Annotated in this window: 1 protein-coding gene; it reads left to right on the top strand. The window is 38.5% G+C overall.

Going from position 1 to position 590, the window contains the following annotated elements; all coding sequences use genetic code 11:
• Positions 1-294 precede the first annotated feature (294 nt).
• The coding region (locus tag L1D44_RS21720; RefSeq protein WP_239893261.1) for a hypothetical protein at positions 295-590 on the top strand (296 nt) is incomplete at its 3' end.

Genomic DNA, 590 nt, shown 5'->3' on the forward strand with positions numbered 1-590 from the left:
AAGTAAAGACACTCAAAGGTTTGCGTAGGCATAAAGAGAATTGAAGACAAAATAGGTAAGACCGTAGCTCATTAAAACTGACCCTAACATCGTATGTAAGAATACGTCCAAATGATTAGTCATGAGCTAGCGGAACTCATCAGGGATCAAGGCTTAAGCCTTAACTAGAGTCCGAATAGATGGCTGCAATACCAACTTTGAATTCAATGACAATTTAGCTTGCACAAAACGGAGCGTCCATAGATGTTAGCTTCTCAGAAAGTCGGATAGTTTGTACCAGTAAGGAGTCTTTAAATGTCTGAAGAATTAGTTCAAGTTATATCTCTATGGGGAGGCATCGCATCTATTCTTGCTTTATTCGGAAGTTTAGCCGGAGCTTTTTGGGTGATCATAAAAAAGGCTCGTTTACGAAATGAAGAGGAGGAAAAGAAGATTGAGTTGCTTAGAAGCAACTTTTCTAGTCGTGCGAAGTCTGCAACAACTCAGGGTAAAAGGATGGATCTATTCATATACCATCAAACTTTATTTTCCTCTTTGCATACTTCTCAAATAACAGATGGTATACAGCGTTTAGGGTTCATGATTTATTC

Origin of the sequence: Shewanella sp. Isolate13, from assembly GCF_022398325.1 — a bacterium.
Taxonomy (GTDB): Bacteria; Pseudomonadota; Gammaproteobacteria; order Enterobacterales; family Shewanellaceae; genus Shewanella.